At 65.2% G+C, this 24,048-nt stretch carries 26 protein-coding genes; 19 read left to right on the top strand and 7 right to left on the bottom strand.

Features of this window, described 5'->3' with window-relative positions:
• Window positions 1-1,098 (bottom strand): acyl-CoA dehydrogenase family protein, encoded by a 1,098-nt coding sequence (locus A5752_RS08660; protein ID WP_067084294.1) that lies wholly within the window; start codon window positions 1,096-1,098, stop codon window positions 1-3.
• Window positions 1,099-1,109: 11 nt separating this feature from the next.
• Window positions 1,110-2,291, bottom strand: a complete 1,182-nt coding sequence (locus tag A5752_RS08655) for an acyl-CoA dehydrogenase family protein (RefSeq protein WP_067084292.1) — start codon at window positions 2,289-2,291, stop codon at window positions 1,110-1,112.
• 145 nt (window positions 2,292-2,436) lie between these two features.
• Between A5752_RS08655 and A5752_RS08650 the strand changes: the two genes are divergently transcribed.
• From A5752_RS08650 to A5752_RS08595, 12 genes are all read left to right on the top strand, one after another.
• Complete coding sequence (locus A5752_RS08650; protein ID WP_064347982.1) at window positions 2,437-2,628, top strand: ferredoxin; 192 nt, start codon at window positions 2,437-2,439, stop codon at window positions 2,626-2,628.
• 45 nt (window positions 2,629-2,673) lie between these two features.
• Window positions 2,674-3,588, top strand: coding sequence for a 3-oxoacyl-ACP reductase (locus A5752_RS08645; RefSeq protein WP_067084290.1), 915 nt, complete (start codon window positions 2,674-2,676; stop codon window positions 3,586-3,588).
• A gap of 263 nt (window positions 3,589-3,851) precedes the next feature.
• A complete protein-coding gene (locus A5752_RS08640) occupies window positions 3,852-4,613 on the top strand; it encodes an MlaE family ABC transporter permease (protein WP_064399178.1) in 762 nt (253 codons plus the stop codon).
• Window positions 4,613-5,455, top strand: coding sequence for an MlaE family ABC transporter permease (locus A5752_RS08635; protein WP_064399177.1), 843 nt, complete (start codon window positions 4,613-4,615; stop codon window positions 5,453-5,455). The genes A5752_RS08640 and A5752_RS08635 overlap by 1 nt, the downstream gene beginning before the upstream one ends.
• A gap of 14 nt (window positions 5,456-5,469) precedes the next feature.
• On the top strand, window positions 5,470-6,660 hold the full coding sequence (locus A5752_RS08630; RefSeq protein WP_067084288.1) for an MCE family protein: 1,191 nt from the start codon (window positions 5,470-5,472) through the stop codon (window positions 6,658-6,660).
• On the top strand, window positions 6,660-7,694 hold the full coding sequence (locus A5752_RS08625; protein ID WP_067084286.1) for an MCE family protein: 1,035 nt from the start codon (window positions 6,660-6,662) through the stop codon (window positions 7,692-7,694). Before A5752_RS08630 ends, A5752_RS08625 begins: the two co-directional genes overlap by 1 nt.
• Entirely contained in the window at window positions 7,687-8,733 is a 1,047-nt protein-coding gene (locus A5752_RS08620; protein ID WP_067084284.1) for an MCE family protein, read from the top strand. The genes A5752_RS08625 and A5752_RS08620 overlap by 8 nt, the downstream gene beginning before the upstream one ends.
• A gap of 8 nt (window positions 8,734-8,741) precedes the next feature.
• Window positions 8,742-10,157, top strand: coding sequence for a virulence factor Mce family protein (locus A5752_RS08615; protein WP_067084282.1), 1,416 nt, complete (start codon window positions 8,742-8,744; stop codon window positions 10,155-10,157).
• Between the two features lie 17 nt (window positions 10,158-10,174).
• Entirely contained in the window at window positions 10,175-11,350 is a 1,176-nt protein-coding gene (locus A5752_RS08610; RefSeq protein WP_231983361.1) for an MCE family protein, read from the top strand.
• A complete protein-coding gene (locus A5752_RS08605) occupies window positions 11,350-13,095 on the top strand; it encodes an MCE family protein (protein ID WP_064399171.1) in 1,746 nt (581 codons plus the stop codon). The genes A5752_RS08610 and A5752_RS08605 overlap by 1 nt, the downstream gene beginning before the upstream one ends.
• The gene (locus tag A5752_RS08600; protein ID WP_082950639.1) at window positions 13,095-13,787 is read left to right on the top strand and encodes an Rv1363c family protein; all 693 of its coding nucleotides are present in this window, start codon (window positions 13,095-13,097) and stop codon (window positions 13,785-13,787) included. The genes A5752_RS08605 and A5752_RS08600 overlap by 1 nt, the downstream gene beginning before the upstream one ends.
• On the top strand, window positions 13,787-14,275 hold the full coding sequence (locus tag A5752_RS08595; RefSeq protein WP_064399170.1) for a hypothetical protein: 489 nt from the start codon (window positions 13,787-13,789) through the stop codon (window positions 14,273-14,275). The genes A5752_RS08600 and A5752_RS08595 overlap by 1 nt, the downstream gene beginning before the upstream one ends.
• On the opposite strand, the gene A5752_RS08590 is transcribed toward A5752_RS08595, so the two are convergent.
• The 5 genes from A5752_RS08590 to A5752_RS08575 form a co-directional block, all read right to left on the bottom strand.
• On the bottom strand, window positions 14,262-15,743 hold the full coding sequence (locus tag A5752_RS08590; protein WP_067084278.1) for an alpha,alpha-trehalose-phosphate synthase (UDP-forming): 1,482 nt from the start codon (window positions 15,741-15,743) through the stop codon (window positions 14,262-14,264). The genes A5752_RS08595 and A5752_RS08590 overlap by 14 nt on opposite strands.
• Window positions 15,744-15,908, bottom strand: a complete 165-nt coding sequence (locus A5752_RS27455) for a hypothetical protein (protein WP_090279904.1) — start codon at window positions 15,906-15,908, stop codon at window positions 15,744-15,746.
• A 50-nt stretch (window positions 15,909-15,958) separates the two neighbouring features.
• Entirely contained in the window at window positions 15,959-16,315 is a 357-nt protein-coding gene (locus A5752_RS08585) for a hypothetical protein (RefSeq protein WP_067084275.1), read from the bottom strand.
• A gap of 100 nt (window positions 16,316-16,415) precedes the next feature.
• On the bottom strand, window positions 16,416-16,769 hold the full coding sequence (locus A5752_RS08580; protein WP_067084273.1) for a hypothetical protein: 354 nt from the start codon (window positions 16,767-16,769) through the stop codon (window positions 16,416-16,418).
• 59 nt (window positions 16,770-16,828) lie between these two features.
• On the bottom strand, window positions 16,829-17,170 hold the full coding sequence (locus A5752_RS08575; protein WP_067084271.1) for a hypothetical protein: 342 nt from the start codon (window positions 17,168-17,170) through the stop codon (window positions 16,829-16,831).
• A 223-nt stretch (window positions 17,171-17,393) separates the two neighbouring features.
• Between A5752_RS08575 and A5752_RS08570 the strand changes: the two genes are divergently transcribed.
• From A5752_RS08570 to A5752_RS08540, 7 genes are all read left to right on the top strand, one after another.
• Complete coding sequence (locus A5752_RS08570; RefSeq protein ID WP_067084269.1) at window positions 17,394-18,326, top strand: enoyl-CoA hydratase; 933 nt, start codon at window positions 17,394-17,396, stop codon at window positions 18,324-18,326.
• A gap of 43 nt (window positions 18,327-18,369) precedes the next feature.
• Window positions 18,370-19,206, top strand: a complete 837-nt coding sequence (locus tag A5752_RS08565; RefSeq protein WP_067084267.1) for an SDR family oxidoreductase — start codon at window positions 18,370-18,372, stop codon at window positions 19,204-19,206.
• 38 nt (window positions 19,207-19,244) lie between these two features.
• Window positions 19,245-20,768 (top strand): PucR family transcriptional regulator, encoded by a 1,524-nt coding sequence (locus A5752_RS08560; protein ID WP_067084265.1) that lies wholly within the window; start codon window positions 19,245-19,247, stop codon window positions 20,766-20,768.
• Window positions 20,769-20,911: 143 nt separating this feature from the next.
• Window positions 20,912-22,177 carry an NAD(P)/FAD-dependent oxidoreductase gene (locus A5752_RS08555; protein WP_067084263.1) on the top strand — a complete coding sequence of 422 codons (1,266 nt, stop codon included), beginning with the start codon at window positions 20,912-20,914 and terminating at the stop codon, window positions 22,175-22,177.
• Between the two features lie 118 nt (window positions 22,178-22,295).
• The gene (locus tag A5752_RS08550) at window positions 22,296-22,784 is read left to right on the top strand and encodes a GreA/GreB family elongation factor (RefSeq protein ID WP_067084261.1); all 489 of its coding nucleotides are present in this window, start codon (window positions 22,296-22,298) and stop codon (window positions 22,782-22,784) included.
• A gap of 19 nt (window positions 22,785-22,803) precedes the next feature.
• A complete protein-coding gene (locus A5752_RS08545; protein WP_067084259.1) occupies window positions 22,804-23,289 on the top strand; it encodes a GreA/GreB family elongation factor in 486 nt (161 codons plus the stop codon).
• 160 nt (window positions 23,290-23,449) lie between these two features.
• On the top strand, window positions 23,450-24,048 hold a 599-nt coding region (locus A5752_RS08540; protein WP_502686705.1), incomplete at its 3' end, for a cbb3-type cytochrome c oxidase subunit I.

The raw sequence follows: 24,048 nt of genomic DNA, 5'->3' as shown, positions 1-24,048 counted from the left end.
TCACGCGGGCGTATCGGCCAACTCCCGGCCGATGCGCAGCAGTTGCCCCGTCGTGCCGCCGACCGCGAACTCGGTCTGCTTGGCCGCCAGGAAATACCGGTGCACGGGGTGGTCGGTGTCGATACCGACACCACCGTGAACGTGCACCGTGGTGTGCGCGACGCGGTGCCCCGCTTCGGCGGCCCAGAACGCCGCGGTGTTGACGTCGATGTCCGCGGGAAGATCTTCGGACAACCGCCAGGCCGCCTGCGTCAGCGTGAGTCGAAGCGCCTTGACGTCGATGTAGCCGTCGGCCAGTCGCGACGACACCGCCTGGAAACTGCCGATCGGCCGGTCGAACTGCTCGCGTTCACGGGCATATGCCGCGGTGAGCTCGAGCGCGCGGTCTAGCACCCCGAGCTGAAAGGCACTGCGGCCCAGCGTCGCCCGGGTGATCAGCCAGGCGACAGCAGAATCGTCGCCGACCACGCGGCCAGCGTCGACCTCGGTGCCCTGCAGTTCGAGGTGTCCGATGCTGCCGTGACCGGTGGTGCTCAACGACTCGACCGTCACGCCGGGGTCCGCCGCGGCGACCAGGAAAACCTTGACGCCCGAATCTGTTTCGGCCGGGATCAGGAATGCGTCGGCCACGGGACCGTACGGAACCTGCGTGCGCGACCCGGTGAGCCGGTAGCCACCGTCGCTCGACTGAGCCTGCACCGGACCCTGACCCATCTCGCCGTCGAGCGCGACGGTGAGCACCTTGTCGCCCTTGATCGCGGGCACCGCCCACTCCTGCTGCAGCGCGTCCGGGCCGAACTTGGCCAGCGCGCCGGCGCCCAGCACGACCGATTCGAGGTAGGGCACCGCGGACAACTGCCTGCCGAGTGCGACCAGGATGGCCACCTGTTCGAGCACGCCGAATCCGCCGCCGCCCACCGACTCGGGAGCGGCAGCCGACAGCACGTCGGCCTCGATCAGCTTTCCCCACAGCGATTTGTCGAACCGTTGATCGAGGCCGTCCAGTTCCCGCTGGCGTTCGGGGGTCACGACCGAATCGACGATGGTGCGCACCAGGCCGCCGAGGTCTTCGGACGCTTCGGTTGTCTTGAAGTCCATGGTGAGTCTTCCTATCGATTCACTCGGGGCAGGCCCAACGCGACCATGCCGATGATGTCGCGTTGAATTTCGTTGGTGCCGCCGCCGAAGGTGAGGATCAGGCAGCTGCGGTGCATCCGTTCGATCCGTCCGCGCAGCAGCGCGCCCGGCGAACCGGGACGCAGCGTGGCCGCCGTGCCGAGCACCTCCATCAGCAGGCGATAGGCCTCCGTCGCCAATTCGGTCCCGTACACCTTGGCCGCCGATGCGTCGGCGGGGGAGGGCGCGGCCTCGTCGGAGGACGCCAGTTCCCAGTTGATCAGCTTGAGCACTTCGGCCTTGGCGTGCACCCGGGCCAGGTTGAGCTGCACCCACTCCGAGTCGATCAACCGGTTGCCGTGCACGTCCTTGGTGTTCTGAGCCCACTCGCGAACCCCGTTGAGCGCCAGGAAGATCGGCTGGGCCGATACGAGTGCCACGCGCTCGTGGTTGAGCTGGTTGGTCACCAGCTTCCACCCGGCGTTCTCCTCGCCGACGAGGTTGGTGACCGGCACCCGAACGTCCTGGTAGTAGGTGGCGCTGGTGTCCACCCCCGCCATCGTGTGGACCGGCGTCCAGGAGAACCCCTCGGCCGTGGTGGGGACGATCAGCATCGAGATCCCGCGGTGCTTTTTGGCCTCGGGATTGGTGCGCGCGGCCAGCCACACATAGTCGGCGTAGGCGATCAGGCTCGTCCACATCTTCTGGCCGTTGATCACATAGTCGTCGCCGTCGCGAACCGCGGTGGTGCGCAGCGATGCCAGGTCGGTGCCGGCGCCGGGCTCGGAGTAGCCGATCGAGAAGTGCAGTTCGCCGGCGGCGATCTTGGGCAGGAAGAACTTCTTCTGCTCGTCGCTGCCGAAGTGCATGATCGTCGGCGCGACGCTGTTGATCGTCAGGAACGGCACCGGCACGTTCGCGATCGCGGCCTCGTCGTTGAAGATCAAACCGTCGATGGGCGGGCGCTCCTGGCCGCCGAACTCCTTGGGCCAGGACAGCGTGAGCCAGCCGTCCTTGCCCATCTGCGCGACGGTCTCGCGGTACACATTGCCGCGGCCCATCTCGCCGTCGTTGGATGCCAGCGCCTCGGCGCGCTCGGGCGTCATGAGCTTGGTGAAGTAGGAGCGCAGCTCGCGACGCAGCTCTTCCTGCTCTGGGGTGTAGCCGATCCGCATCGCCTTGTCCTAACTTCTCTAGAGGCACGAAGTGGCATACCGGGAGTCAGCCCCGATTCCCTCCCGGTTGTAACACGTTCTAGTCTTGGGGTCCAGGCCGGTGCCACACTGGGCTCGGAGCAGCTTTGACCGCGAGGAGGTTGTGATGAGGGTGGAAGTGGACCGGGACCGGTGCGAGGGCAACGCCGTTTGCGTGGGAATCGCGCCCGACCTGTTCGATCTCGACGACGACGACTATGCGGTGGTCAAACTCGATCCGGTGCCCGCCGACCAGGAGGATCTGGCCGAGCAGTCCATCGCGGAGTGCCCGCGAGCGGCGCTGCTTCGGCGAGACTAGAGGTATTCATAAATTGACGACGCCCGTGGGCATCCGAGGAGTGGCATGAGTACAGACCCCAACGACCTGTCCGGGCGCGTGGCGGTGGTAACCGGCGCGGCGGCAGGGCTGGGACGCGCGGAGGCCATCGGCCTGGCCCGGGCCGGGGCGACCATCGTCGTGAACGACATCGCCGCCGCGCTCGACAAGTCCGACGTGCTCGACGAGATCTCCGCAGCGGGCGCCAAGGGCGTCGCGGTGGCGGGCGACATCAGCGAGCGCTCGACCGCCGACGAACTGGTCGAAACGGCCGACGGACTCGGAGGCCTCGGCATCGTCGTCAACAACGCCGGCATCACCCGCGACCGCATGCTGTTCAACATGTCCGACGAGGACTGGGATGCGGTGATCGCCGTGCACCTTCGCGGGCACTTCCTGCTGACCCGCAACGCCGCCACGTACTGGCGCGCGAAAGCGAAGGACAACAACGGCCAGGTCTACGGCCGCGTCATCAACACCTCGTCGGAAGCCGGGCTGGTGGGGCCGGTCGGGCAGGCCAACTACGGCGCCGCCAAGGCCGGCATCACCGCGTTGACGCTGTCGATGGCCCGGGCCCTGGAACGCTACGGTGTGCGGGCCAACGCCATCGCGCCCCGTGCCCGCACCGCGATGACCGCGGACGTGTTCGGCGAAGCACCGGAATTGAGCGAAGGCCAGATCGACCCGTTGTCACCCGACCACGTCGTGAACCTGGTGCGCTTCCTGGCCTCCCCGGCAGCCGAAGCGGTCAACGGTCAGCTCTTCATCGTCTACGGTCCTACCGTGACACTGGTGGCAGCGCCGACGGTCGAGGCGCAATTCAGCGCCGAAGCCGATGCCTGGGACCCTTCGAAGCTGTCCGCGACCCTCCAGGAGTACTTTGCTGGACGCGATCCGCAGAAGTGTTTCTCGGCCACCGCGCTGATGAATCAGCAAGACTGACGGTCTCGTTCGTTACGGCCGAGCTCGACTAGAACACGTTCTAGAATGAGCTGCGTCACACTTGCCCTGACCAGCACAAAAATCACATTTGTGACTCCATTTTCGGAGCTTTGACACTCCGAACGTGTTCTAGTTAGTATGATCCGGCTCACTGAGAGCAACGCTGAGCCAAGGGGTGGGAAGTCCGCCGTGACAACGTATTTCACCTCTTCGCCACGAAGACGACGCGCCGAACATCCCTTCCCCCGAGAACGGAGCAAAGGTTGATCAAACAGCTCACGGTCCCGACGCGGGCCGTGGGCGGCTTCTTCGAGATGTCCTTGGAAACGTTCCTCAAGATCTTTCGACGCCCCTTTCAATTCCGTGAGTTCCTCGAGCAAACATGGATGATCGCGAAGGTTTCGCTCGTTCCGACCCTGCTGATTTCGATTCCATTCACAGTGCTGGTCGCGTTCACCCTCAACATCCTGTTGCGAGAGATCGGTGCCGCGGACCTGTCCGGGTCCGGCACCGCGTTCGGCACGGTGACGCAGCTCGGCCCAATCTCGACCGTGCTCGTCATCGCCGGCGCCGGTGCGACGGCAATCTGCGCGGACCTGGGCGCCCGCACCATCCGTGAAGAGATCGACGCGATGCGGGTGCTCGGCATCGATCCCATTCAACGGCTGGTGGTGCCGCGCGTGCTGGCGTCGACCACGGTGGCGCTGCTGCTCAACGGTCTGGTGATCGCGATCGGCCTGGTCGGCGGCTATGTGTTCTCCGTACTACTGCAGGGTGTGAACCCCGGGGCCTTCATCAACGGCCTGACCATCCTCACCGGGCTCGGCGAGTTGGTGATCTCCGAAGTCAAGGCCCTGCTGTTCGGCGTAATGGCGGGACTCGTCGGTTGCTATCGCGGACTCACCGTCAAGGGTGGACCCAAGGGGGTCGGAGAGGCCGTCAACGAGACCGTCATCTATGCCTTCATCTGTCTGTTCGTGATCAACGTACTTATGACCGCAATCGGCGTTCGGGTGCTGGGCTGATGAGCTACGACGTGTCGCTGAGAATGCGGCGGGCGCTCGAACGGGTGCCCAAGGCCGTGGATACCTTTGGCGAGCAGGCGTTGTTCTACGCCGAGTCGGTGCGGTACATGCCGAACGCGGTGCGTCGCTACGGCAAGGAAACGACCCGGTTGATAGCCGAGATGACCCTGGGCACCGGTGCGCTGATCCTGATCGGTGGCACGGTCGGTGTCGCTGCCTTCCTCACGCTGGCGTCCGGCGGCGTCATCGCCGTGCAGGGCTACGAGTCACTGGGCAACATTGGCATCGAGGCGCTCACCGGGTTCCTGTCCGCCTATCTCAACGTGCGCATCGTTGCGCCGATCATCGCCGGTATCGCGCTCGCGGCCACCATAGGCGCAGGTACCACCGCGCAACTGGGCGCAATGCGCATCTCCGAAGAGATCGATGCGGTCGAATCAATGGCCGTGCACTCGGTGTCCTACCTGGTGTCCACCCGCATCGTCGCCGGCCTGATTGCGATAATCCCGCTGTATTCGTTGGCCGTGCTGGCCGCGTTCTTCTCGGCTCGCACCATCACCGTCTACGTCAACGGACAGTCGGGCGGTCTCTACGACCACTACTTCAATACGTTCCTGATACCGAACGATCTGTTGTGGTCTTTCGCTCAGGCGATCGTGATGGCGGTCGCCGTGATGCTCGTCCACACCTACTACGGCTACAACGCTTCGGGCGGACCTGTCGGCGTTGGCGTCGCGGTGGGTAAGGCGGTTCGGACTTCGCTGATCGTCGTCGTCATCATCACCTTGTTCATCTCCTTGGCCGTGTACGGTGCCACCGGCAACTTCAACCTGTCGGGTTAGAGGAGAGAGAAACCATGTCGAGAAAGTCCGCGATCAGGATCGCCGCCGCAGTGCTGGCGGCGATCCTCGTGGCCTTCTCGGTGTTCACCTATCTCTTTTACACCGCGGCGTTCACACCGACCGAGTCTGTGGTGGTCACCTCTCCGCGGGCCGGTTTGGTGATGGATCCCGACGCCAAGGTCAAGTACCGGGGTGTTCAAATCGGCAAGGTCGAAGACATCTCGTACACCGGCGATCAAGCGAAGTTGACGCTCGCGATCAACACGCGCGAGCTGCGCTTTGTCCCCTCGAATGCGCCAGTGCGTATCGCCAGTACCACGGTATTCGGCGCGAAGTCGGTGGAATTCCTTGCCCCCGATCAGCCGTCGGGAACGCCGCTGCGCGCCGGCGCCGTGGTTCAGGCCGAAGCAGTGCAGCTGGAAGCCAACACGCTGTTCCAGACCCTGATAGATGTCCTGAACAAGATCAACCCCATACACCTGAACGCGTCTATGTCGGCGATCGCGGAAGGCCTGCGTGGTCACGGTGACGATTTCGGCTCTACCATAGCGGGTTTGAATCAGTACCTCACCGAACTGAATCCGAAGCTGCCGCAAGTGGAGTCGGTTATCGGGCAGACGGCCACGGTGGCCAACATCTATGGCGATGCCGGCCCCGACCTGGTGACTGTGATCGACAACGTGCCGACCATCAGCGCGACGGTCGTCGATCAGCAGGAGAACCTGAACGCGACGTTGCTTGCGACGATCGGCCTGGCGAACCAGGGCGCCGATACTTTGGAGCCGGGGGCAGACGATTACATCGCTGCGATCCAGCGGCTACGAGCGCCATTGAAGGTGTTGGGAGACTATTCGCCGGAATTCGGCTGCATAATACAAGGAGTTGCGATCGGCAACGAGCGGGGACAGGCCGTCGTCGGTGGCCTCAAACCCGGCGCAATGGTCAGTTCCAGCTTCGTACTGGGCGTGCCGTCGTATACGTATCCGGAGAGCCTGCCGATTGTGAATGCAACGGGTGGTCCGAACTGCCGCGGCCTCCCGAACATCCCCAGCAAGATGTTTGGCGGCTCGTGGTTCAGGTCGCCGTTCTTGGTTACCGACAACGCCTACATCCCGTACGAGCCGTTCACCGAAGTGCAGGTCGACGCTCCGTCCACTTTCCAGTTCCTCTTCAATGGCGCGTTCGCAGAACGGGACGACTTCTGATGGGCCACCGCGGAACCCTGGCCAAGGTCAGCATCTTCGTCGTGGTCATGCTGATGGTTGCCGCAGGTTTGGTCGTGATCTTCGGAGAGTTCCGGTTCGCTTCGACCAACAGCTACCACGCCACGTTCAGCGACGCCTCGCGACTCGAGAGCGGCAGCGACGTGCGGATCTCGGGGGTGCCGGTGGGCACGGTCGAAGGTGTGAAGCTGAATCCCGACAACACCGTCGATGTGGCGTTCACCCTCGACAAGAAGTACCAGATGTATACGTCGACGCGGGCCGTGATCCGCTACGAGAACCTGGTCGGCGACCGCTTCATGGAGATCACCTCGGGCCCGGGCGAACTGCGAAAGTTACCACCGGGCGGTATGGTCTCCATCAACCAGACCCAGCCGGCGTTGGATCTCGACGCCCTGCTCGGTGGCCTGCGCCCGGTAGTCAAGGGCCTCAATGGCGAGCAGGTCAATCAGATCAGCAATGCGATTCTCGAGTTGCTTCAGGGCCAGGGCGGTGCGTTGTCTCAATTGCTCTCGGAGACAGGATCCTTCAGCAAGACCTTGGGTGATCGCTACCAGGTGATCTCTGAGGTCATCCGCAATCTCAACGAGGTGCTCGGCACCGTTGACGAGAAGAGCGTGGAGTTCGATGCCAGCGTGGACGAACTCCAGAAACTCGTCAGCGGACTGGCGGAGGGTCGAGACCCGATCGCCGGAGCGATTCCGCCGCTGGCGTCAGCGGAAACGGACCTCACCGACATGTTGGTCAAGTCGAGACGGCCGCTACAGGGCGTACTCGAGAACCTTCGCCCGCTGGCGACCGAGCTCGACGACCGTAAGGCCGAGGTGAATTCGGTCATCGAACCGCTGGCAGAAAACTACCTGCGACTCAATTCCCTTGGCGCGTACGGCTCGTACTTCAACTACTACATCTGCACGGTGAGGCTTAAATTCAACGGTCCTGCGGGCAGCGACATCTTCCTGCCGATCGGCGGCGTGCCGGATCCATCGAAGGGCAGGTGTTCAGACAATGGATAAGACGTTACGGGCGGGAATCTTCGGAATCGCGGTCGTGGTGTGTGTCTTGCTCGTCGCGTTCGGCTACAGCAACTTGCCGTTCTATCCGCAAGGCAAGTCCTACGAGGCGTTCTTCGCTGACGCCGGTGGAATCTCGCCGGGTAACGACGTCAACGTCTCCGGCATCACGGTGGGCAAGGTGACCGGCGTCGGCCTGGCCGGCGACGTCGCGAAAGTGACGTTCACCGTGGATCGAGACGTCAGGCTGGGGGATCAGACTATGGTGTCGATCCGGACCGACACTGTTCTGGGGGAGCGATCGCTCGGGGTCACTCCGCAAGGCAGCGGATCGGTGACGTCGATTCCGCTGGCCCGCACGACGGTTCCGTACACATTGAATATGGCATTGCAGGATCTCGGCCAGAACTCCGCTTCCCTCGACAAGAACCAGTTGACCCAGGCGCTGCGGGTCCTGACCGACTCATTTCGCGACGCGACACCTGAGCTTCGCCGCACGCTCGACGGGGTGGCGGAGTTGTCGCGCAGCATCAACGCCAACGATGAAGCGCTGGGCCAGCTGTTGGCACGCGCGAAGTCGGTGACCGCGGTGCTTGCCGACCGGGCCGGTCAAGTCAATCAACTCGTCACCGATGGCAATCAGCTCTTCGCCGCGCTCGATGAGCGGCGGGCGGCGCTGAGTAATTTGATCGCCGGCATCGACGACGTGTCCGAGCAGATTTCGGGGTTTGTGGCCGATAACCGCCGCGAGTTCGGTCCGGCGCTGAAGAAGCTGAATTTGGTTCTGGACAACCTACTTGAACGCCGTGAGCACATCAGTGAAGCGATCAAGCGGTTGCCGCCGTACGCCACCGCGCTCGGCGAGTCGGTCGGGTCGGCTTCCGGATTCATGGTCAATCTGCCCAATGCGGTACCGAACAATACGCAGACGGCCCTGCTGCTGGATCTTTACTTTCAGCCGGGCAAGATTCCCGACAGCCTGTCCGACATGCTGAAGGGGTTCATCAACGAGCGCCTGATCATAAGGCCGAAGTCACCGTGACCCGTTGGATGCGTTTCGCCGTCATCAGCGCACTGCTCGTGGCGCTGATCGGTGGCGTGTACGTGCTTTTGCCACGAGTCAGCACCTACACGGTGGACGGCTACTTCGCCTCGGCTGCAGGCGTGTATCCGGGCGACGAGGTCCGCATCGTCGGTGTTCCGATCGGCTCGATCGAATCGATCACGCCGCAGGCCGATGCCGTGAAGATCACCATGCGGGTGAAGGACGGCATCCAACTGCCCGCCGACGCGCGCGCGGTGATCATGGCGCCAAACCTCGTGGCAGCCCGCTTCATTCAACTCACCCCTGTCTACAAGCAGGGCCCGGCAATGGAGGATGGCGGCAGCATCGAGTTGGACCGCACTGCCGTGCCGGTGGAGTGGGATGACGTCAAAACAGAGCTGACCAGGCTCAGCCAGCAGCTCGGACCATCGGCGGGCCAAACTCACGGTCCGTTGAGTGAGTTTGTCAATCAGGCCGCCGACACCTTCGATGGCAATGGCGGCTCGTTCCGACAAGCCTTGCGCGAACTGTCTCAGACTGCAGGACGGCTGGGTGACTCGAGCCCGGACCTGTTCGGCACGGTGAAGAATCTGCAGATTCTGGTTGACGCACTTTCGAACAGCAACGAGCAAATCGTCCAATTCAGTGGCCATTTGGCCTCGGTCTCTCAGGTGTTGGCTGACAGCTCAGTGGGCCTGGACGACACGCTCGGCAGTCTCAACCAGGCCCTTTCGGACGTCCGCGGCTTCCTCAATGAGAACAACGAAGTGCTTATTGGCAGCATCAACAGGCTGGCTGACTTCACCACCATCCTCACAAACCAGACCGACGACGTCGAGCAGATCCTGCACGTCCTTCCGAATGCGATGGCGAATTTCTACAACATCTACAACCCGGCGCAGGGCACCGCGAACGGCCTCCTGGGGCTGCCGGAATTCGCCAACCCGGTGCAGTTCATCTGCGGGAACTTGGACGGCGCCGGAACGCCTGACTACGACAAGCGAGCCGAGATCTGTCGCCAGCGGATGGCTCCGGTGCTGAAGCGCCTGGCGGTCAGCTACCCGCCCTTCATGGCGCATGGAATCAATACGATCACCGCGTACAAGGGGCAGGTCATTTATGACACCCCTGCTACCGAGGCCAAGGCCAAGACCTACATCCCGTATCTGGAGTGGATACCGGCCGACGGGCGATTTCCGCCTCGTGCCGGGAACGAAGGCGACCCCAGTGCGTTGCTCCTGCCCCAGAACCCAGTTCCGGGCCCGCCGCCGCCGGCGCAGCCGTACACGCTTGGTCCGGTGGTACCGCCGCAGGGTCCGGCGCCTGGTCCTCCGCCTCTCGGTCCGGTTCCGGGGGCGCCGGCACCGGCCGCGCCCGGTCCGCTTCCGGCCGAAGCCGCTGTCTCGGGAGGTGGGGGATGACACGCCAGTCACGGGGAATGAAAGCCGGGCGCGCCGCCCGCCGGAGCCTGGCCATCAGTTCGGGTGCGGTACTGCTTGCCGGTTGCTCGTTCGGCGGCTTGAACTCGCTGAACATGCCAGGCACCGCGGGTCACGGTAAAGGCGCATTCTCGATCACTGTGGAAGTTCCCGACGTCGCCACGCTGCCACAGAATTCGCCCGTGATGGTCGACAACGTCACGGTCGGCAGCGTGTCGGGTATCGAAGCCGTTCAGCGGCCGGATGGCACTTTCTACGCGGCGGTGGAACTTTCGCTCGATCAAAACGTCAAGTTGCCGGCCAACTCAACTGTGAAGGTCGCGCAGACATCGCTGTTGGGATCGCAGCACATCGAACTAGCGCCTCCGGTTGGCCAGCCGCCGGTTGGCGAGTTGCGTGACGGGATTGAGATTCCACTGAGCCGGGGCAGCCGTTATCCGACTACAGAGGAAGTGCTGTCGGCGTTGGGTGTGGTGGTCAACAAAGGCAATCTCGGTGCGTTACAGGACATCACACAGGAGGTCTACAACGCGGTCGCCGGCCGTGAAGGCCAGTTCGCCGGTCTGATCCCGCGGCTCGCCGAGCTCGCCGCGTCGTTGAATCGGCAGACCGATGACATCATCGCGGCGGCCGAAGGCCTGAACCGATTCGCCGGAGTCCTCGCGCGTAGCAAAGACAGTCTGGGCCGCGCGCTGGACACCCTCCCAGGAGCGTTGCGGGTGCTCAACGAGAACCGTGCGACCATCGTCGATGCTTTCGCGGCCCTGCAGAGCTTCGGCACCGTCGCGTCGCGCATTCTGGCCGAAACCAAAGAGGATTTCGCCGAGGACATCGTCGATTTGTACGCGGTGATCAAACCGATCAACGACACTCGTGCGGACCTTGTGACCGCTTTGGACAGCTTGGCGACGTTCCCGTTCCCGGGCAAGAACTTGCATAGGGTGGCCAGAGGTGACTACTTCAACATCTACTCAACGTTCGACCTGACAATCCGTCGGCTCGGCGAGACCATGTTCACGACGTCATTTTTCGACCCGAACATGAAGCGCCTCGCGGAAGTCGTCAATCCACCGGAATTCCTTACCGGGGAAATGGCGAACCTGTCAGGCCAGGCCGCAGATCCGTTCAAGATCCCGCCGGGCACCGCGTCGGGTCAGGAGGTGCCGCCGGAGTAATGAGTCGAACTGCGCGAATTCAACTGTGGGTGTTCGCCGTCGTGACCGTGATCTCGGTCGGCGCAATCGCTCTGCTGTATGTACGTATTCCCGCCCGCCTGGGTTTGGGCACATATGACGTCACTGCGAATTTCGTCGCGGGCGGTGGACTGTACGAGAACGCCAACGTCACCTTCCGCGGAGTCCAAGCTGGGCGCGTCGAAGCCGTGCAGCTGACCGACGATGGTGTGTCCGCGCACATGCGGCTCAACAGCGATATCAAGATCCCGGAGAACTCCACGGCCACCGTCAAAAGCGTGTCTGCGGTCGGCGAGCAGTACGTGGATTTCGTTCCGCCCGCAGATCCTTCGACGGAGGTGCTGCGCAATGGTGCGACCATTCCGGAGGAGCGGACGGCGATACCGCAAGATGTGGCCGAGTTGTTGCGTGAGGCCGATCGATTGGTGAGCAGCCTTGACAACACCCGGCTCCAGGACCTCTTGCACGAGACCTTCGAGGCGTTCAACGGCGCCGGGCCCGAACTCGCGCGGTTGATTCAGTCCGCACGGGTGCTGATCGATGACGCCAACGCAGCCTGGCCGCAGACCTCGGCGCTGATCGACCAGGCTGGACCGTTCTTGGAGGCGCAGATACGGAGCGGCGAGGACATCCGGTCCCTGGCCGATGGCCTTGCCCGCCTGACCAACGAAGTCGCCGGAGCCGATACTCAGCTGCGTTCGCTGCTCGCGACTGCGCCCGGAGCGGCCGCAGAAGCCAGCGAAACGTTCTCGGGCATTCGCCCGTCGTTCCCGGTCCTTGCGGCCAACTTGGCCAACTTCGGCCGCGTCGGCGTCATTTACCGCAAGTCGATCGAACAGGCGCTCGTCATTTTTCCCGCGCTGCAGGCGTCCCTGCTGACGATCGGCGGCCAACTTCCCGCTGACGAGGGCGGCAAGCAGGACTTCAAGATCTCGATCAACGATCCGCCGCCTTGCAACACGGGGTTTTTGCCACCGTCGGAGATCCGCACGCCTGGCGACACGACATTGCGCGACCTCCCGACCGACTTGTATTGCAAAGTCGCGCAAAATGATCCGATGGTGGTGCGCGGGGCGCGGAACTACCCGTGCCAGGAGTTCCCCGGCAAGCGCGCGCCGACAATTGAGTTGTGCCGCGATCCGCGCGGCTACGTCCCGATCGGGAACAGCCCATGGCGCGGTCCGCCGGTACCGATCGGCACACCGATGGATGTCATGGAGGACGACACGCCCGAGGACGGACGAAATATCCTGCCGCCCAACAAGTTCCCGTACATACCGCCGGAGAACGATCCGGATCCGGGATATCCCGTCGCGCCGGGTTCGGTGCCGCCCGGGGTACAGACCGGCCCGGGACCGGCGCCGCATCAGCCTTGGCCGTATATCCCCCCACCGAACCAGGGGCCCCCGCCGCCACCGCTTACGGCCTGGATACCGCCGGCGCCCTACCCGAATGCGTGGCCTCCACCAGCCGTCCCGCCGGGGTGGGCGACTAACCCGCCGAACGTGTTTGCGGGGCCCTACGGTACGGTACCGCCGGCCCCCGCACCGCCTCCTGCACCACCGAACCCGCCGCAGGCCAGCGGAGCCGCTTACGGGACCTACGACCAGAACACGGGCGTCTTTGTGGACCCGGCCGGCGGCACCGGGGTCTACGCGCCCGGTGTCGCTGATATGCGGCCACAAGAGAATTGGGTGGATTTGATGCTGTATCCGGAGCACGTGTGATGACGTCCGCACCGACGTCCCCGGGGAAGCCCGTGCGCCGACGCGCTTCTCGACCTGCCGGTCCCGCCAACGGCACGGTGGCTGGGCCCACCGCCGTGCGCGTTCCAACAGCGGATTCCGTCGCTGAGACACATGTTCGCAAGGTCCGTAAAGCTGCGCCCCCGCCACGCCGGCCGCCGCACCGACGCTTGGTCGCAATCGTTGCACTGGTCGGCGCGTTCGTCGCGACCGGTGTACTTGGCGCCGCGGTGGCGGTACTGATCGTCCAGAGACAAGACGCAGAAGAAGCGCAAGCGCGCAACCAGCGGTTCGTCGACACCGCGACGCAGACCGTGGTGAACATGTTCAGCTTCAAGCAGGACACCATCGACGAGAGCGTGGACCGGTTCTACGAGAGCACCAGCGGGCCGTTACGCGACATGTTCAGCCAGAACAACAATGTCGAGAACCTCAAGGCGATTTTCCGGGACACCGGCGGCAGTTCGGAGACTGTGATCAACGGTGCCGCGCTGGAAAGCATTGACGACATCAGCAACACTGCAGCGGTGCTGGTGTCGGCGAGGGTCACTGCCAGTGACATGAACGGGAACAACAGGCCATCGCAACCCTACCGACTTCGCATCATCGTGCAGGAGGCCGATGACGGGCAGATGACAGCCTATGACCTCAACTACCCCAACGGTGGCAACTGATGCGTTTGATTGTGAGCGGCATTGCCGGTCTGGTGGCTGCTGCGTTCGTCAGCCTAGCCGCGCTGGGCGGCGGACTGTACTGGCAGCGGGTGGAGACGCGTGGTGAGCAAGCAGCGCGTAGCGAGCTGGGACCGCTTGCGCAGGAACAAATCCCGACTGTATTCACCTACGACTACAAGACCGTCGAGCGCAACCTCATCGATGCGTACGACCTGCTGACGCCCGGCTACCGCAAGGAGTTCGAAGACAGGGCGAAGTCCGACATAATTCCCCAGGCTCGGGCGCGCGAACTTGTAAGTCAAGCCAACGTGGTCGGCGTCGGCGTGATGGAAGCGCAGCGCGATTCGGCAGCGGTGATGGTTTACATCAACCGGACGGTCTCCGAGAAATCGAACCGTGACGAGCCAATTTATGACGGTGCGCGGCTGCGCGTGGATTATCGGCGCATCGACGGCAAATGGCTCATCGACTACATCACTCCGATTTAGCGTAGGCGGACTGCTTGTCAGGAGATCGCGTCGAGGCCAGCGCGTCGAGGAACGCCCGCGCCCACCGGTCGACGTCGTGTGCGAGCACCTGTCTGCGTAGCGCCCGCATGCGGCGCCTGCCCTCTTCCGGCGCTTGGGTCAGCGCGGCCTCGATGGCATCCTTGACGCCCTCGAGGTGGTGCGGATTGGCGAGGTAGGCCTGGCGCAATTCTGCTGCGGCCCCGGTGAACTCGCTGAGCACCAACGCACCGCCCAGATCGCTGCGACACGCCACGTACTCCTTGGCCACCAGGTTCATCCCGTCACGCAAGGGGGTGACCAGCATGACGTCGGCGGCGACGAAGAACGCGATCAGCTCCTCACGCGGCACCGGACGGTGCAGGTAGTGCACGATGGGATGGCCGACCTCGCCGTACTCACCGTTGATATGGCCGACCTGTCGCTCGATGTCCTCGCGCATCTCGATGTAGCTCTCGACGCGCTCCCGGCTGGGTGTCGCGAGCTGGACGAGCACGGTGTCCTCGCGGTTGGCCCGGTGCTCCTCGAGCAGTTCGGAGAATGCCTTGAGCCGGACGTCGATACCCTTCGTGTAGTCCAGCCGGTCGACGCCCAACAGGATCTTTCGGGGGTTACCCAGCTCGTGGCGAATCTCCCTGGCGCGCTGGCGGATCGAACGCGACTTCGCCTGTTGGTCGAGGGCCGTCGAGTCGATGGAGATCGGGAAGGCGCCCACCTTGACGGTGCGGAAGCCGACGCTCACCTCACCGAACCGCGACCTGACCCCGATGGTGGCACGGGAGGTGTTGGCGCCCACCAATCTTCGTGCCAGGATGAGGAAGTTCTGCGCACCGCCGGGCAGATGAAAGCCGACGAGGTCTGCACCGAGCAAGCCTTCGATGATCTCGGTGCGCCACGGCATCTGCATGAACAACTCGACCGGCGGGAACGGGATGTGCAGAAAGAATCCGATGGTCAAGTCGGGGCGCAGCATGCGCAACATCTTGGGGACCAACTGCAGTTGGTAATCCTGGACCCAGACCGTGGCGCCCTTGGCCGCGTGCTTGGCGGTGGCCTCCGCGAAGCGCCGGTTCACTTCGACGTAGGTATCCCACCACTCGCGGTGATAGATCGGCTTGACGATCACGTCGTGGTAGAGCGGCCACAGCGTCGCGTTGGAGAAGCCTTCGTAGTACCTGGCCACGTCGTCGGCGGACAGCTTGACCGGGCACAGGGTCATGTCGTCCTGCTCGATGGGCTGATCGTCGGCGTCCGGTACACCGGGCCAGCCGATCCACGCACCGCGCCGGCGACGCAGCAACGGCTCAAGGGCCGTGACCAGCCCGCCGGGGCTCCTCTTCCACGTGGTGCTGCCGTCGGGCAGCCGCTCCATGTCGATCGGCAGCCGGTTGGCCACCACCACGAAATCGGCGTTGCCGGAGCCGGCCCGCGGACCGTCCCCTGAACTCACTTACGCCTCGAGTTTCGAGGGCCCAATGCCGAGCATCGAGAGGAACACCCGGCACTCGTCGGCGTCTTTCGCGTACGCGGCGACGACGCGCCGCGCCTGGCGGGCAGTGCTGTCGGCGAGCGGTTCGACGTCGCCGAGCTCGGCGGGATCAGATTTCGCAGGCATACGACAACTGTATGCGAAAGGGCTGCCTCGCCGGTCGGCTAACCCCCTGACTAGGGGCTGTGGCTGAAGACGGGCGGCGGGGGAGCCGTCACCGTCTGCGCCTGGGCCTCTTCGGCCAGGCCGATGCAGCCGCCCTGGTTGTGGCCGATACACGGCACGCCCATGACCTCAGGGACGTCGGGGTTGCCGGCCGGCGTGCTGAACACCGAACCGGAGTTGGGCACCGTGTGGGGCACGCAGTTGCCGGTGAACTGGTCCGGCTCCTCCCCGCCGCTGCAGCCCTGAGCCTGCGGCGCCACCGGGGCGGTCGGTGCTGCGAAGACGGTGACCACCGGAGCCGCGGCGATCGCAACCGCAAAGCCACCGGCAAGGATCAGCCGTTGTACTGGGGACTTCAAGCTCGCCATGGTCACGCTTTCTGTGAGTGATCAACCGTGCCGTCGGCAAGAATTCTATGGAAGCTGCCAGCTTTCTGCACAGCTTCGCAGAGTTCCCTGCCGATTCCGGCTACGGGCTTGCGCTGATGGTCGAGCGCGGTTGCGCGGCCGGTCCGGCCGCTGCTTCGTTCTCGGCCAACCCGATACAGGCTCCGGCATTGTGGCCGATGCAGGGGATGCCCTGAATCTCCGGAACATCGGGATTCGCCGCGGTGACTTGGAAGAGGGGCGGCGAGGTCGGGACCATGAAGGGGACACAGGTCATGGTGAACTGGTCGGGCTCCTCGCCCCCCTGACAGCCCTGCGCCACCGCAGCGCTCGGTTCCGACGCCAAGTGCAGGCCGGCAAACGGTGCGGCCGCCGCTGCGGCAACGAAAACGCCGGTGAGAACCAGTCGCCGGAGCGGAGCCGAATATTTCGCCATTCCGCGATTCTAGGAGCCGACCGTCGATTCGTGCACTCGATACGCCGATGGCGCCGCGCTTACGGGCTCGAGCTGACCGAGGTATGCGGCTGCACGAGGGGTGTCTGGGCCTGCTGCTCTTCGGCCAGACCGATGCACTGTCCTGATTGTCGGCCGCCGCAGGGAATTCCGTCGATCGCGGGCAGGTCGGGATTTCCGGGAATCGTCGAGAACGGCGAGGACGAATTCGGTACGCACGCGGTGGTGTAGAGGTCTTCGGATTCTCCGGCGGCGCAGGCGACATGGGAGGTGTCGGGGGCGGCGGGCGCGGTGATCGTGGCGACGAGCGGCGCGGCCAGGGCCACCGCGGCGAATCCGCCGGCTGTCGCGAGCCGGATGGCAGTGGGCAGTTCGATCGCCATTTGTCTCTCCTTTTTGTTAGCTATACGCCGCAGTGAGGCGATCCGGAGCGGTGCGCCGATTGGCGCCAATCGTAGTACCGGTAACGGGATTACGCTCGGTCTATTGCGGCGGGGAGCCATATCTGTGAGTCCACTGTCCGATAGCTGTGGCACCGCTGAGTGAGCGTTGCGACGGGCACCGTAATGTGCAGGTGGTCGAACAACGCAAGCGAGGTGATCCGTGATGGCGAGCCCTGATCTGACGAGCGCCGGCGCCGGAGGCGGTGCGGCGCAACAGGTGACCTATGAAACCCTCGACGACGGTCAGATCGCGCGCATCTGGCTCAACCGCCCGGATGCGCAGAATGCGCAGTCCCGCACGCTGTTGGTGCAGTTGGACGAGGCGTTCGGCCGCGCCGAAGCCGACGACCGTGTGCGGGTGGTGATCCTCGCAGCGCGCGGCAAGAACTTCTCGGCCGGACACGATCTGGGATCAGAGGAGGCGATGCTGGAGCGTGCGCCCGGCGCGGCGCAGCATCCGACGTTCCAATCGCACGGCGCCACCGTGCCGGCCATCGCCGAGCGGACGTACCTTCAGGAGTGGCACTTCTTCTTCGAGAACACCCGCCGATGGCGAGACCTGCGCAAGATCACGATCGCGCAGGTGCAGGGCAACGCGATCTCGGCCGGCCTCATGCTCGTCTGGGCGTGCGATCTGATCGTCGCGGCCGACGATGCGAAGTTCTCCGACGTAGTCGGTGTCAGGATGGGAATGCCGGGTGTGGAGTATTACGCGCACCCATGGGAATTCGGCGCCCGCAAGGCGAAAGAGCTTCTGCTGACCGGTGATTCGATCGACGCCGACGAAGCGTACCGGCTCGGCATGGTGTCGAAGATCTTTCCGCGCAACGAACTCGAGGACAAGACGCTCGAGTTCGCCCGCCGTATCGCCGAGCGGCCGACGATGGCAGCGCTGCTCATCAAGGATTCGGTCAACGCCGCCTCGGACGCGATGGGCTTCACCGAGGCGTTACGCCATGCGTTCCACATCCACGAACTCGGGCATGCGCATTGGGCGGCGCACAACGAGAATCGCTATCCGGTCGGGCTTCCGCCGAACGTGCCGGACTGGCGCACCCTCGGCGCGCCGAAGCCCGCCCGCCGCGACGAGCCGTGACGTATAACTGGAACCTGTTCTAGCTACGGCGAAGGGGTCTGCGGTGGAGTTGTCCTTGACGGGTCGCACGGTTTTGGTCACAGGCGGCGGCAGTGGCATCGGCAAGGGTGTGGCGGCCGCGGTGGTCGCCGCGGGCGGTAACGCGATGCTCGTCGGCCGCAACGCCGACAAGTTGTCCGCAGCGGCCGACGAGATCAAGGCGCAGGGAGGCCCCGGCTCGGTGCTCTACGAGCCGGCCGATGTGACGAACGAGGACGAGGTGGTCCGCGTCGTGGAGGCCACGACGGCATGGACCGGTCGGCTCTACGGCGTCGTGCACTGTGCGGGCGGGAGCGAGACGATCGGACCGATCACGCAGATCGACTCCGAGCTGTGGCGGCGCACCGTCGATCTCAACATCAACGGCACCATGTACGTGCTCAAGCATTCGGCGCGCGAGATGGTGCGCGGCGGCGGCGGATCCTTCATCGGCATCTCGTCGATCGCAGCGAGCAACACCCACCGCTGGTTCGGCGCGTACGGCGTGTCCAAGGCGGGCATCGACCATCTGATGCAGCTCGCCGCCGACGAGCTCGGCCCCTCCTGGGTCCGGGTGAACTGCATCCGGCCCGGCCTGATCCGCACCGAACTCGTCGCCCCGGTACTCGAATCTCCGGAGTTGAGCGGCGACTACGCGGCGTGCACGCCGTTGCCGCGGGCGGGTGAGGTCGAGGACATCGCCAACGCCTCGCTCTTCCTGCTCAGCGACGCGGCGAGTTTCATCACCGGCCAGGTCATCAACGTCGACGGCGGCCAGCTGGTGCGTCGCGGCCCGGACTACTCGTCGATGCTCGAGCCGCTGTTCGGCGCCGAGGGTCTGCGGGGGGTTGTCGCCAACTAAGCACCCGCGCTCTGTAGGGCGCGCGGTAACGTCGGCCCGTGGTCACCTTGGACCGGCTGGTCAACGTGCTCGGCAGTTACGGCGTGCGCCTGCGCTTCTGCCCGGTGCCCCGCTCCACGGAGTTGGGCAGCGTGGTGATGCACGAGGTCATCGACGGCCGCACGGTCACCGGCGACGTCTTGCTGGCGATCGGCGCGCGAACGGTCAACGAGGCGCTGCGGTGGGCGGTTTCGGCGCGCGCCGTGGTCGTACTTCTTCGCGACGGCGACCATGACACCACGTTCGCGGGGATGGTCGAAGGCGTCGCGGTGATGGTCGTCGATCCGGCGGTGCCGTGGAGTGAACTCGCCGCGATCGTCTACGGGTTGGTGCTGGAGGGCCGCGAAACCGAATCCGGCCGGGGCCCAACGGATTTGTTCGCGCTCGCCGACAGTCTGGCCGAATCGGTGGGTGGTGCGGTGACCATCGAGGACCCGTTGTCGCGCGTGTTGGCGTATTCGACGATGCAGGAGAACGCCGACCGGGCCCGCGTTGCGACGATCATGAACCGGCAGGCGCCGGAATGGTTGCGCGAGTTCTTCGATTCCCGAGGCGTGTCCACGCATCTCGCATCGTCCGACGAGCCGATGTTCGTCGAGGCGGACGGCGACCACGGCGTGTCCGGCCGCATGGTCGTCGCCGTGCGCTCCGGCCGCGAACTGATGGGGTCGGTGTGGGTTTCGACCCCGAAGCCGTTGGTGGAGCCCGTACGCACGGCGCTGGCCGACGGCGCGAGGACCGTGGCGCTGCATTTGTTGCGGTCGCGTGCCAGTGCCGATCTCGAGCGTCAGGTCGAATCCGACCTGGTGCTGCGGCTACTCGACGGCAGCGCGGACGCCGCGGCGTCGGCGAGCAGGCTGGGGTTGTCGCAAGGTCCGGTGCGGGTCATCGCCGTGCAGGCGTCGATCGGCGCCGAACGTGACGCGGCGCTGTTGTTGGCCTTCGAGCGGGCGACCGCCGGCTTCGGCTGGTCGCGACCGGGCCGAAGCGCGCTGGCGGGCAACACGGTCTACACCCTGCTTCCCGGCGAGCAGGTTGCCGCCGCCCGCAAGTGGGTCGCCGGTTTACGGGCGGCCCTGCCCGACCGGGTCACAGTGGTGGCCGGTATCAGCAAGCCGGCCGTCGCCGTCGATCTGCCCGCGGCGCGGCAGGAGGCCGACGAGTGTCTGGCGCTGCACGAGGTCGGCCCGCTGGATGCCGTCCCGCCCGCCTACGACGAGTCGTGGCACGAGATCCTGCTGCAGCGCCTGCGCACCGCCGCCCGCTCGGGACGCACCCCGGACCGCGGGCCCGTCGCCGAATTGCGACGTCACGACCAGAGCCATGACACGGAGTACGTCTCGACGTTGAGGGCCTACCTGGAGGCGCTGGGTGATCCCGCCGGGGCGGGACACCGCCTGGGCGTACACGAGAACACCGTGCGGTACCGCCTACGCAAGATGGGCGAGATCACCGAGCTGCCGCTCGACGACGCCCGCAAGCGAATGGCCATGATGATCGAACTGGCCGCGACCGACGCCTAGGCCGTTCGGGTCTTTGTCGGATCGCCACAACGGCACCGTGGGGGATTGTCCCGCCGCGGCAACCCCGATCGTGCTCACTCCTCCCACGATGGAGACAACGAACTTTCGAGAAAATCTCGAACTCAGCGACGGAGGTATTCCCCATGGTCGGCGGCGAGCGGATTGACGGTGGGCCGCGGTCTGCGATCGTGGTCGGCGCCGGCATCGTCGGCCTGTCCACGGCGTGGTTCCTGCAGGAGCGCGGTGTCGACGTCACCGTCGTCGACCGCAGTGGCGTGGCTTCCGGGGCGTCCTGGGGCAACGCCGGCTGGGTGTCTCCGGCGTTGACGATTCCGCTGAACTCGCCGAAGACGCTGCGCTACGGCCTGCGCTCGCTGCGCGACCAGAACGCGCCCCTGCACATCCCGTGGAGCGTCGACGGCGCGCTGTGGCTGTTTCTGACCCAATTCGCCGCCAACTGCCGCACGACGGCGTGGAATCGCGCGGTCGAGGCCAATGTGCCGTTGAACCAGGAGTGCATCGAGGCCTTCGACGTGCTCATCGCGAACGGCGTCGACGCCCCGGTGACGGACGCCCCGATCACCGCGCTGTTCCGCAGCACCGACGACGCCGAGCAGATGATGCGCGAACTGCGTGTCCTCGAGCGGGCCGGCCAGGACCTGTTCGTGACGGGGCTGTCCGGAGAGGCGCTGCGTGAACAGGTGCCGCTGGCGTCGCATGCGGTGACCGCGGGCATCAACATCAACAACCAGCGGTTCGTCGACCCGGGTCGGTTCGTGCAGGCACTGGGTCGCGCGGTCGAGGAGCGCGGGGCGACGATCTTGACGCTCGATGTTCGCGGCGTGTTCAGCACCGGCAACGGCGTGGTGGTCCAGCCTCACAGCGGCAAACATCTGAGCGCGGACACGGCCGTGATTGCCACCGGCGCGTGGATGTCGCGGCTGACCGGCCACCGATTGCGCGTCCCGGTGGAGTCGGGCCGCGGCTACTCCTTCACGGTCCCCGTGGACCGCCCCATACCCGGGCCCATCTACCTGCCGGACATCCGCGTCGCGTGCACGCCGTACCGCGGCGCGTTGCGTGTGGCGGGCACGATGGAATTCCGCGACCCCCACGAACCCGTGATCCCCGAACGGGTGGGCGCGATCGTCGCATCGGCGAGCAAGCTGCTCGACGGCGTCCGCTGGGCGGAGCGCAGCGACATCTGGGTCGGCGCGCGGCCGATGACGCCCGACGGCCGCCCGCTCATCGGCGAGATGTCGCGAAACGTCTACGTGGCCGGCGGTCACGGCATGTGGGGCCTGGCGCACGGCCCGGTGACGGGCCGGCTCCTCGCCGAACAGATCAGCACGGGCAAGCAGCCCGAGGCGTTGCGGCCCTTCGATCCGCTCCGCCGCGCGATCGCCTAGACCCAGACCGACGGCTTTCCCACTTCTGCCCTTGCGGGCACTGCGAGTCGTCAGGGGCGGCGCTACCGACAGCCCACGGCCCGCCCCTGACGGCAACCCCTTCGAGAAAGGACGACACATGACGAGCACCGACCGCATCTGGATGACGCGACGTGCCTATATCCGACTGCAGGCCGAATTGGCGGCCCTCCGAGCCCGACTCCGGCTGGAGGTACCCGACGACGCCGTGGACTTCGACGCCAACCGGGCCGCTGCCGAGCGGGTGCGGACGACGCAGATCCGCCGGATCGAGCACCTGCTCGCGAACGCCGTCGTCGGCGAGGATCCGCCGGACGACGGGGTGGCCGAGCCGGGCATGGTCGTGACCGTCCGCTACGACGACATCGGTGAGACCGAGACGTTCCTGCTCGGCATCCGCGGTACCGAACCCGCCGAGATCGAGGTCTATTCGCCGTCGTCGCCGCTGGGCGTCGCGATCCTCGGCGCACGACCGGGGGAACGGCGGATGTACACCGCCCCCACCGGCAAGGAGCTGCGAGTGACGCTCCTAGCGGCGAGACCCTACGGGGCCGCCATCGATTCGGCGGCCGGCCGACTCCCAGCCTGATTACAGGGAAGGACCGAACATGACCAGTTCGCAACGGATTTGGATTTCGCGGGCCGCCTACGAGCGGCTGCAACAAGAACTCGCCACCCTGCGTGAACTCTGCGCGAACGCCGCGGGCGAGGACGAGGCGGACGAGAACGCGACCGCGATAAAGCGCGCGCGGCAGGCGCGAATCCAGCAGATTCACGAGATGCTGATCAACGCCGTCGTGGGGGAGGACCCACCCGACGACGGGATCGCCGAGCCGGGCATGGTCGTCACCGTCCGCTATGACGACACCGGGGAGATCGAGACGTTTCTGCTCGGCGTGCGCAGCGCCGAGCACGGCGATATGGAGGTCTACTCGACCCAGTCGCCGCTAGGGGCGGCCATCCTCGGCGCCAAGCCGGGTGAGCAGCGGGCCTTCAAGCTCCCGAGCGGCGGTGACCTGTCGGTCACGATGCTGACCGCGGTGCCGCATGGCATGCACAGCGGTGATGCGGAGCCGGTGAACGCGGCCGGCTGATCCGGCCGGCCGCACGGCTTCGCGCAATGGCTTTCGGCGTGGGCGCGGGCTACCTACTATTGAGGTCACGACGACCCCTCGCTGAAGGGAGGGTTTCGAAGTGACCGCCGAAGTGACCTCGGTGCCGAAGCTGGAGGCACGCCGCCCGTTCCCCGCCCGGATGGGTCCGCGAGGCAACCTGGTCTACAAGCTCATCACCACGACCGATCACAAGCTGATCGGCATCATGTACGTGGTCACCTGCTTCGTGTTCTTCTTCATCGGCGGGCTGATGGCGCTGTTCATCAGGGGCGAACTGGCGATGCCGGGGCTGCAGTTCCTCTCCAACGAGCAGTACAACCAGCTGTTCACCATGCACGGCACGATCATGTTGCTGTTCTATGCGACGCCGATCGTGTTCGGGTTCGCCAACCTGGTGCTGCCGCTGCACATCGGCGCGCCCGACGTCGCGTTCCCGCGGCTCAATGCGTTCTCGTACTGGTTGTTCCTGTTCGGGGGGCTCATCGCGATCGCTGGATTCATCACCCCGGGCGGCGCCGCCGACTTCGGCTGGACCGCCTACGCGCCGCTGAGCAACGCGATCCATTCCCCCGGCGCCGGCGGTGACCTGTGGATCATGGGCTTGGCCGTCGCCGGCCTTGGCACCATCCTGGGCGGCGTCAACATGATCACGACCGTGGTGTGCATGCGCGCCCCCGGTATGACGATGTTCCGGATGCCGATCTTCACCTGGAACATCCTGGTGACGTCGATCCTCGT

This window comes from Mycobacterium sp. 852002-51961_SCH5331710 (assembly GCF_001665535.1).
GTDB lineage: Bacteria > Actinomycetota > Actinomycetes > Mycobacteriales > Mycobacteriaceae > Mycobacterium.
This window is presented reverse-complemented; position numbering and strand designations above follow the sequence as displayed.

Coding starts and splice junctions, on each gene's coding strand:
- A5752_RS08660 (WP_067084294.1), bottom strand. CDS start 1,098: ATGGACTTCAAGACAACCGAAGCGTCCGAAGACCTCGGCGGCCTGGTG.
- A5752_RS08655 (WP_067084292.1), bottom strand. CDS start 2,291: ATGCGGATCGGCTACACCCCAGAGCAGGAAGAGCTGCGTCGCGAGCTG.
- A5752_RS08650 (WP_064347982.1), top strand. CDS start 2,437: ATGAGGGTGGAAGTGGACCGGGACCGGTGCGAGGGCAACGCCGTTTGC.
- A5752_RS08645 (WP_067084290.1), top strand. CDS start 2,674: ATGAGTACAGACCCCAACGACCTGTCCGGGCGCGTGGCGGTGGTAACC.
- A5752_RS08635 (WP_064399177.1), top strand. CDS start 4,613: ATGAGCTACGACGTGTCGCTGAGAATGCGGCGGGCGCTCGAACGGGTG.
- A5752_RS08630 (WP_067084288.1), top strand. CDS start 5,470: ATGTCGAGAAAGTCCGCGATCAGGATCGCCGCCGCAGTGCTGGCGGCG.
- A5752_RS08625 (WP_067084286.1), top strand. CDS start 6,660: ATGGGCCACCGCGGAACCCTGGCCAAGGTCAGCATCTTCGTCGTGGTC.
- A5752_RS08620 (WP_067084284.1), top strand. CDS start 7,687: ATGGATAAGACGTTACGGGCGGGAATCTTCGGAATCGCGGTCGTGGTG.
- A5752_RS08615 (WP_067084282.1), top strand. CDS start 8,742: ATGCGTTTCGCCGTCATCAGCGCACTGCTCGTGGCGCTGATCGGTGGC.
- A5752_RS08610 (WP_231983361.1), top strand. CDS start 10,175: ATGAAAGCCGGGCGCGCCGCCCGCCGGAGCCTGGCCATCAGTTCGGGT.
- A5752_RS08605 (WP_064399171.1), top strand. CDS start 11,350: ATGAGTCGAACTGCGCGAATTCAACTGTGGGTGTTCGCCGTCGTGACC.
- A5752_RS08600 (WP_082950639.1), top strand. CDS start 13,095: ATGACGTCCGCACCGACGTCCCCGGGGAAGCCCGTGCGCCGACGCGCT.
- A5752_RS08595 (WP_064399170.1), top strand. CDS start 13,787: ATGCGTTTGATTGTGAGCGGCATTGCCGGTCTGGTGGCTGCTGCGTTC.
- A5752_RS27455 (WP_090279904.1), bottom strand. CDS start 15,908: ATGCCTGCGAAATCTGATCCCGCCGAGCTCGGCGACGTCGAACCGCTC.
- A5752_RS08585 (WP_067084275.1), bottom strand. CDS start 16,315: ATGGCGAGCTTGAAGTCCCCAGTACAACGGCTGATCCTTGCCGGTGGC.
- A5752_RS08580 (WP_067084273.1), bottom strand. CDS start 16,769: ATGGCGAAATATTCGGCTCCGCTCCGGCGACTGGTTCTCACCGGCGTT.
- A5752_RS08575 (WP_067084271.1), bottom strand. CDS start 17,170: ATGGCGATCGAACTGCCCACTGCCATCCGGCTCGCGACAGCCGGCGGA.
- A5752_RS08570 (WP_067084269.1), top strand. CDS start 17,394: ATGGCGAGCCCTGATCTGACGAGCGCCGGCGCCGGAGGCGGTGCGGCG.
- A5752_RS08555 (WP_067084263.1), top strand. CDS start 20,912: ATGGTCGGCGGCGAGCGGATTGACGGTGGGCCGCGGTCTGCGATCGTG.
- A5752_RS08550 (WP_067084261.1), top strand. CDS start 22,296: ATGACGAGCACCGACCGCATCTGGATGACGCGACGTGCCTATATCCGA.
- A5752_RS08545 (WP_067084259.1), top strand. CDS start 22,804: ATGACCAGTTCGCAACGGATTTGGATTTCGCGGGCCGCCTACGAGCGG.